At 49.7% G+C, this 7,139-nt stretch carries 6 protein-coding genes; 4 read left to right on the plus strand and 2 right to left on the minus strand.

The window, feature by feature from the left end:
* Nucleotides 1–20 precede the first annotated feature (20 nt).
* Nucleotides 21–164 (plus strand): Holliday junction resolvase RuvX, encoded by a 144-nt coding sequence (gene ruvX, locus Q0438_RS05105; protein ID WP_297880984.1) that lies wholly within the window; start codon nucleotides 21–23, stop codon nucleotides 162–164.
* A gap of 98 nt (nucleotides 165–262) precedes the next feature.
* On the opposite strand, the gene Q0438_RS05110 is transcribed toward ruvX, so the two are convergent.
* Nucleotides 263–424: a hypothetical protein gene (locus tag Q0438_RS05110; protein ID WP_299188098.1), complete on the minus strand. Its 162-nt coding sequence runs from the start codon at nucleotides 422–424 to the stop codon at nucleotides 263–265.
* On the opposite strand from Q0438_RS05110, the gene Q0438_RS05115 reads away from it, so the two are divergent.
* The 3 genes from Q0438_RS05115 (at nucleotide 409) to Q0438_RS05125 (ending at nucleotide 4,383) form a co-directional block, all read left to right on the plus strand.
* A complete protein-coding gene (locus Q0438_RS05115; protein WP_299188100.1) occupies nucleotides 409–1,089 on the plus strand; it encodes a tetratricopeptide repeat protein in 681 nt (226 codons plus the stop codon). The genes Q0438_RS05110 and Q0438_RS05115 overlap by 16 nt on opposite strands.
* Before the next feature lie 421 nt (nucleotides 1,090–1,510).
* On the plus strand, nucleotides 1,511–2,752 hold the full coding sequence (locus tag Q0438_RS05120) for a uracil-xanthine permease family protein (RefSeq protein ID WP_299188103.1): 1,242 nt from the start codon (nucleotides 1,511–1,513) through the stop codon (nucleotides 2,750–2,752).
* 182 nt (nucleotides 2,753–2,934) lie between these two features.
* Nucleotides 2,935–4,383, plus strand: coding sequence for a DKNYY domain-containing protein (locus Q0438_RS05125; RefSeq protein WP_299188105.1), 1,449 nt, complete (start codon nucleotides 2,935–2,937; stop codon nucleotides 4,381–4,383).
* A 930-nt stretch (nucleotides 4,384–5,313) separates the two neighbouring features.
* Here the strand turns inward: Q0438_RS05125 and rpoD are convergent.
* The coding region (gene rpoD / locus Q0438_RS05130; RefSeq protein ID WP_299188108.1) for an RNA polymerase sigma factor RpoD at nucleotides 5,314–7,139 on the minus strand (1,826 nt) is incomplete at its 5' end.

The following is a 7,139-nucleotide window of genomic DNA, read 5'->3' on the forward strand; positions in this document are numbered from 1 at the left end:
TGCTGGATTTTGACGGCGAGATAAAATTTCAAGACGAGAGCTTTTCGAGCGCCGAAGCGGCGGAGTTTGCGAGCAAAGGCGCTAAGGGCGGCGGCAAGGATCCGCGCTTTGATAGCATCGCCGCGACGATAATTTTGCAGAGGTTTTTGGCAAGCAAGGGCTAGGCGCGCGTGCAGCAACGCAATTTGCGCGCGGCGGTGAAAGATAAAACCGCCGCTCGTCTGCTTTACCGCTTTATGGATGCTCGTGGATCTTATCTTACCTAGTAAAACGGATAGAATTTATGCGCGCCGAAAGTCGGTAAAATTTCATCGCCCGCTAAAGCCTGGCGAAATTTTGCTTTGCCTGCAAAGAGCTCATAGATTTGGTTTTGCACGGCTGAATTATCAAAATTTAAAAGGAGTGTAAATGAAAATTTTAGCATCGATCGTCGTTTTGCTCGTCGGAGCTTACACGCTTGCGCAGATATTTTTCCCGCAGGCGATTTTGTTTGCGAAATGCACTATCGGCGCGGCTGATTCGTGCAGAGAATATGGAGTGTATTTATTCGAAAACCGCGACTACGAGGCGGCAAAAAAGCCGCTAGAAAAGGCTTGCGAGGCGGGATCGGAAAATAGCTGCGCTATCGTGGGGGATTTATATTACGACGACGAAAACAGATATAATACGGCAAAGAATATCCGCAAAGCCGCGCAGCTTTATTCTAAGTCGTGCGACCTTGGCGGTGGCAAGGCTTGTTATAACGCTGCAATGATCGATTATAAAAACGCAGATAAGAAAAATATGGCTGAGCTTTTTGCCAAATCATGCGATTTGGGGGTAGGAGAGGGTTGCTTGGAAGCGGGGATCGCTAGCTACGAACGAAAGGACTACGAGGGCGCTCTTAGGTTTTTTATAAAATCTTGCGATGCGGATTTGGCGGACGGATGCGAGAAAGTGGGATTAGCGTATTCAAAGAAAGAATTCGGCGAGCCCGATTTAAATAAGGCGATGATTTATTACGATAAGGCTTGCAAAATGGGAGCGGAGTTTAGCTGCAACGTAGTCGCCGCGATGAATAAAATAAATGAGACCAACGCGACCAAATAGCCAGGGCGGCGCGGTAGGGTTGAAATTCGCTTTGGAATTCTATGGAATTTCGTCACTAAAATTTCGCCGTCCGCAATTACGGCAAATTTGAAATTTTTGGCTGGTTGATTTGAAAATTTAAAAGTCAAGGCACGGGATTTTTGCTTTGACTTGGCATCGTTATCGGCTTTTTAAGAAGTAATAGCAAGCAGCTAAGCCTTGTTACGAGGAAATGAGCCAAAGGAGGGAGCGCAATCGTGTGCTTTGGATAGAATTTGCGGTGAAATGAGGCGGAAAGGCGTAAATTTTGAAAATATTCAAGACATATGATGTGTAGTTTTGATAAATTTTTATTGCTTGTAAAGGAGCGGACTGCTCGTCCGTGACTGCAGCAAGTAGTAAAAATTTATCAAAAATCCATAGCGAATGGGGAATTAACAAGATGGAAAAATACGAAGGCTACAATCTCAGGCTACGCGACGCTCTCGTCGGCGTACAGTTTCTATTCGTGGCGTTCGGCGCGCTCGTGCTGGTGCCGATCTTAACGGGGCTTGATACGTCCGTGGCGCTGTTTACGGCGGGCATCGGCACGCTGCTGTTTCAGCTCATCACGCGCAAACACGTCCCGCCGATCTTTCTCGCATCCAGTTTTGCGTTCATCGCGCCGCTTAGCTTTGGCGTGAAAGAGTGGGGCATTGCCGCGACGATGAGCGGAGTGATCGCGGCGGGGCTATTTTACGTGGTTCTAAGCCTGCTCATTAGGCTCAAAGGCGAGGGGTTTTTGCATAAAATTTTACCGCCTGTGGTCGTCGGCCCCGTAATCATGACGATCGGCCTAATCCTCTCGCCCGCGGCCGTAAATATGGTCATGGGCAAGGGCAAAGAGGCGCTTTACACGCAGGGGCAGTCGCTTACCATCGCGCTCATCTCGCTTTCGGCGGTTATCGTCATCATGATGTTTGGTCGCGGTATGCTGCGCCTCGTGCCGATACTTTGCGGCATCGCGGTGGGATACTGCGCGTCGCTGTTCATCGGGATCGTGGATTTTACGCCGATTTTAAACGCGCCGTGGTTTGCGCTGCCGCATTTCACCGCACCGGTTTTTAAGCTTGAAGCCGTGATCTACATGGTGCCCATCGCCATCGCGCCCGCGATCGAGCACATCGGCGATATGCTTGCGATTAGCAACGTCACGAAGGAAAATTTCCTAAAAAATCCGGGGCTTAAAAGCACGCTGCTGGGCGACGGACTCGCGACGTCGCTAGCGGGTTGCTTCGGCGGCCCGCCAAACACCACCTACTCGGAGGTCACGGGCGCGGTTAGCATCACGAAGGCCTATAATCCCGCCATCATGACCTTTGCCGCGCTTACGGCGATACTGCTAGCCTTCGTGGGTAAGCTCGGCGCCGCGCTCTCTACAATCCCCGCTCCCGTCATCGGCGGCATTATGCTGCTGCTTTTTGGTATCATCGCTAGCGTGGGCATGGAAACGCTCATAAAAAACAGCGTGGATCTAGCCGAGCCGCGCAATATGATCATCGTCGCGCTTATCTTTGTGTGCGCGATCGGCGGCATGGTGCTGGATTTTGGCGCGATGAGCTTTAGCGGAGTGGGGCTTGGCGCGATTATCGGCATCACGCTAAATTTGGTGCTGCCAAAGACCAAGCATTTTGACGGGTACTAAGTTAAATTCGCGCGGAGCTTGAGTAGTTTCGCGCGGTTGCGGGTAAATTTGAGCTCAAATTTCGGCGTCAAATTTACCCGCAGCTTTCGCTGTCAAATTTACCGCACCTAAATTTTAAAATTTCCCCAGCAAACGCTTTTAAATTTCTAACGTTTTAAACTAGCAAGATATATAATTGCCTTATGAAAAAGGCGAATAATTTAAGCAAATTTGATAAAAAGGCGCTAAAGCTCCTCTTTGCGGTACTTTTCGTGCCGTTCTTCGTCTCGCTCGTTTTTATCTATGAGCTATCGGTGTATGATAGCTCGCGCGAGCTGCCTGCGGACGCGCAAAAGATCGGCCGCAGCGATTATTTCAACATCGGCGGCAAAATTTACCTACGCTCTTGGAACCTCGCTCCCTACGAGCTAGAGGGCGGTACGGACGCAGCGAGCTTTCGCGCGCTTGATACCGGCAGATACTCCTACACAAACGTCGGCATGGACGCTAGTAGCGTATTTTGCGGCGCTCGCAAGATGACGGGGCTGGATCCCGCTCGCACGCAAAAGATCGGCTCTCGCTACTACAGCGACGGACGCGTTAGCTACTTCTGCTCGGACGTCACGCAGCGCACGGGCGGCGCGATAAGCTACATTTATAAAGTGTTTTTCCATGCGTTTGGGCTCTCCAAGTGGCCGCAGGAGTACAACTATCCATACGCTAGACTCGATACTAACGCGCCCATCTCGCCGCTGACCGAGAGCCCTTACGTCGCCACGGACGGCGAGCGGGTATTTTACGAGGGTAAAATTTTAGCGGGTGCGGACGCAAAAAATCTAAAACAGATAAGGCTAAAAATCATACATGAAGACGGCCCAGATTCGCCCGCGCACTTTCGCCTGATCGATAATTGGCTAAGCGACGGACGCAGCGTCTATGCGGACGGCGAGAGGCTAAATTTCACGCCTAGCGAGCGGATGTATCTCGTGGAGCCAAACGCAGGCATAGAGTTTCTTTTTGATCCCGCTACGGGCGCGGTGCTGATGAACAGCGAGAGATTTGACCCCACAAACGAGCCCTATACGCCGCTAAATTTTCAGGGCAGACATCAAGAATATATGCTGTTTGCGAGCAAAAACGGCATATTTTATCTAAGCAAAGATAAAATTTTAAATCGACCGCGCGGTAGCGGCGCCGAGGGCTGGCTCAAAGACGCGTTTTGGTACGTGTATTATAAATTCGGCGCAGACGCCAGCCGGCTAAGCGCGCTAAAAAGGGCGGGCGACAATCCGTTTAAAGGCGCCGTGCGGCAGATCTCGGAAAGGCTTTTGAAGGACGACGCGGGATTTTATTATCTAAATTTTTACTCGCATAGCGTTTACGTCACGGGTCGCAGCGGCAGGCATCTGGATAAGCGGACGAATTTCATCGATCTGCGAAAGATCACGCTAGACGTGCATGATGATGAGGTGATGGCGCAGATCGCGGACGAGGCGGCGCGAAATCCCGAGATGTCGCAGCTGATCTTTAGCGCGCAGGACGTGGAGTATGAAAATGGCGCGGCCTTTTATATGTATTGCCTCGCGGCGGTTTTGTTGCTCGGAGCTTGGATTTACAGCTACCTTAAAAAGCGCAGCTTGCGGCGCGGCTAAATTTAGCGGAGCGACGGAAGGTAAATTTAAGAGCGAGATAAAAATACCGACGTCGTGTTATCCAGCACACCCTTGGCTACAGAAGGTAAATTTTAAGAGAGACGGCACGGCAGAGCGGTAAATTTAAGATAGTATTGCGGTTGTAGCGCGGCAATGTGGCAAATTTATGGACGCTGCGATTGCGAGCGCACGGCAGTATGGCGGCGGGATGCGATTGAGCGTGTGCCAAAGCTTGCCGGTGCCGAGTTGCCGGTTTGTCGGCGCGCAGTAAGCTAGCTAGATGGTGCGAGGCGAAATGACAGCGCGGCAAAATGGCGGCGGCTTTTGCGTCGTTAAATCGCGCTATCGATTTTGGTTGGAATTTTGAAAATTGTGCGGATAAAGCTTTGGCTGAGATTTGCAAAACACCGTAAATGCGGCGTTTTATTCTAAATCGCCTTTGCCGCTTATCTAAATTTAAGAGGTAAAAATATAAACTTCAATATTCATAGCCTAGAAAAATAGAATTCCTAACGCTGTGTAAATTCTCTCCGCTGGAGTTTAAAACAAAGCTTTCACCCCCTCGCAGCGCTCGCTGATCTTTGTGTAAATTCTCTCCGCTGGAGTTTGAAACGGCTGCATAGAGGCGGGAAACTACGCTCAGGCGGCGTGTAAATTTCCTCCGCTGGAGTTTGCAACCTACAGATTTAAAATCTTAAACATCTCAAAATCGGCGTTTCAAGCACCGATACTTTTTACTGCAGCTTAATTTGCGCTCCGTCTGATAAAATTTAGGCTGAAAAATACATTATTGACGGCTCTGGCTCAGAACTTAGCGAATTTAAATTTTGTCGTGCGTCACAAGATCAGTAATATCAATCCCAAAGCCCGGCTATCTAATGAATTTTAAATTTGCCAGGCGTTAAGAGTAAATTATATCGGCGTTTTGTTCTAGCTCTCGATATAGGTTTTGAGTTTGCGGCCGATCTTTGGGTGCTTTAGCTTTTTGATCGCCGAGCTTTCGATCTGGCGGACGCGCTCGCGAGTGATGTTGAGCTCCTTGCCGATCTCTTCAAGCGTGCGGTCGCTCTCGTCGTCAAGCAGTCCGAATCGCATGCGGATCACCGTGCGCTCGCGGTCGTTGAGCTGCTCTAAGATATCGTCGATCTGTTCTTTGAGATCGGATTTTAAAATTTGCTCAATCGGTGAAACCGAGCTTTTGTCCTCGACGAAATCGCCGAATTTACCGTCGTCCTCGTTTCCGATCGGCGCTTCTAGGCTGATCGGCTCCTTTGTGATTTTGATGACCTGCTTTACTTTATCGACGCTAAGGCCTACTTCTTGCGCGATGACGTTGATATCGGGCTCTTTGCCGCCCTCTTGCATATATTTGCGCGTGATTTTATTAATTCGATTTATCGTCTCGATCATATGGATCGGGATGCGGATCGTGCGGGCCTGATCGGCGATGGCGCGGCTGATCGCCTGGCGGATCCACCACGTCGCATAGGTCGAAAATTTATAGCCGCGCTTGTATTCAAATTTATCCACCGCCTTCATAAGTCCGATGTTGCCCTCTTGGATGAGGTCTAAAAACGGCAGCCCGCGGTTGGTGTAGCGCTTGGCGATGGAGACGACCAGGCGCAGGTTGGACTTAGCCATGCGCGCCTTTGCGTTGTCGCTGATGCGCTTGCCGCGCTTGATCTGCTCTAAAATTTCTTTCAGCCGCTCGGGCTCTAGGTTGAAGCTTTTTTTGCTCGCCTCTTTTGTCAAAAAGAGCTTTTTTATATCGACGTAGGTCGAGACCATCGTAGCTTCCGGTACGCGCGCGATGATGTCGTCTTTGCTAAGCTTCGTGATATCTTTTAGGATTTTTTTGTGATTTTCGCGCAGTTCGGCGCTAAACATCGGCAGCTTGTATTCTAGGCGCTTGAGCTCTTTTTCGAAGCCCTCGTCGCTTTTTAGCGCGGTCTCCATCGATTTTACGATCTCGGTGATGAGCTTGCTGGTTGGCCCCAGATCCATGAGCTTTTCTTTTAAAATTTTCTTTTTAAACGCCAAGTTCAGCTTCGATAAAATTCCCTTGCTTTCTTTAATCGCCTCGGCGTTTTTCTCGGCAAATTTCATCCAGTCCTTTTTGGCTTTTTCAAGAGCCTTGAAGCTTTCGATGACCTTTAGGGCGCGCTTATCGTTCTTTTTAGACGATTTTTTGCCTTTTACTTCTTCCTCTTCCTCCTCGATCTCTTCCTCTTCGTCAAACAGCTCCTCGTCGCTTTCCTCTTCCTCTTCCTCCTCGTCGCTGTCGTCAAAGCTCTTGAAAAGCTCTTTTACGCGGCGCTCGCGGTTGATGAGCGGCTCTTTGTAATCAAGTATAAAATCGATCAGATATGGCACGGAGCAAAACGCGTCGATGATGATGTCCTCGCCGAGCTCGATTTTTTTACTGATCTCGATCTCTTCTTCCTTGCTAAGTAGCGGGATCTGCCCCATTTCGCGCAGATACATCCGTACCGGGCTGTCAGAGCGGCTCCACTCCAAAAGCTCGACGTCGCTGGATAGGTCAAACTCCTCGTCCCAGCCCTCGTCCAGCAGCTTTTTTTGCGTGGCTTCTTTGAGTTTCGCGTCCTCTAAATTTTTGATTTTGGAGATTTCTGCGGCAGAGATCAGCTCCACGTCAAATTTTTTCGTAAGCGCTTCGACCTTCTTAACGGCCGTCGCGGTGGGGGCTTTATCGAAAAATTTTATCAGTCTTTCGTATGTGATGTAGCTTTTTTGAT

The sequence above is a fragment of the uncultured Campylobacter sp. genome (genome assembly GCF_938030785.1).
Lineage (GTDB): Bacteria > Campylobacterota > Campylobacteria > Campylobacterales > Campylobacteraceae > Campylobacter_B.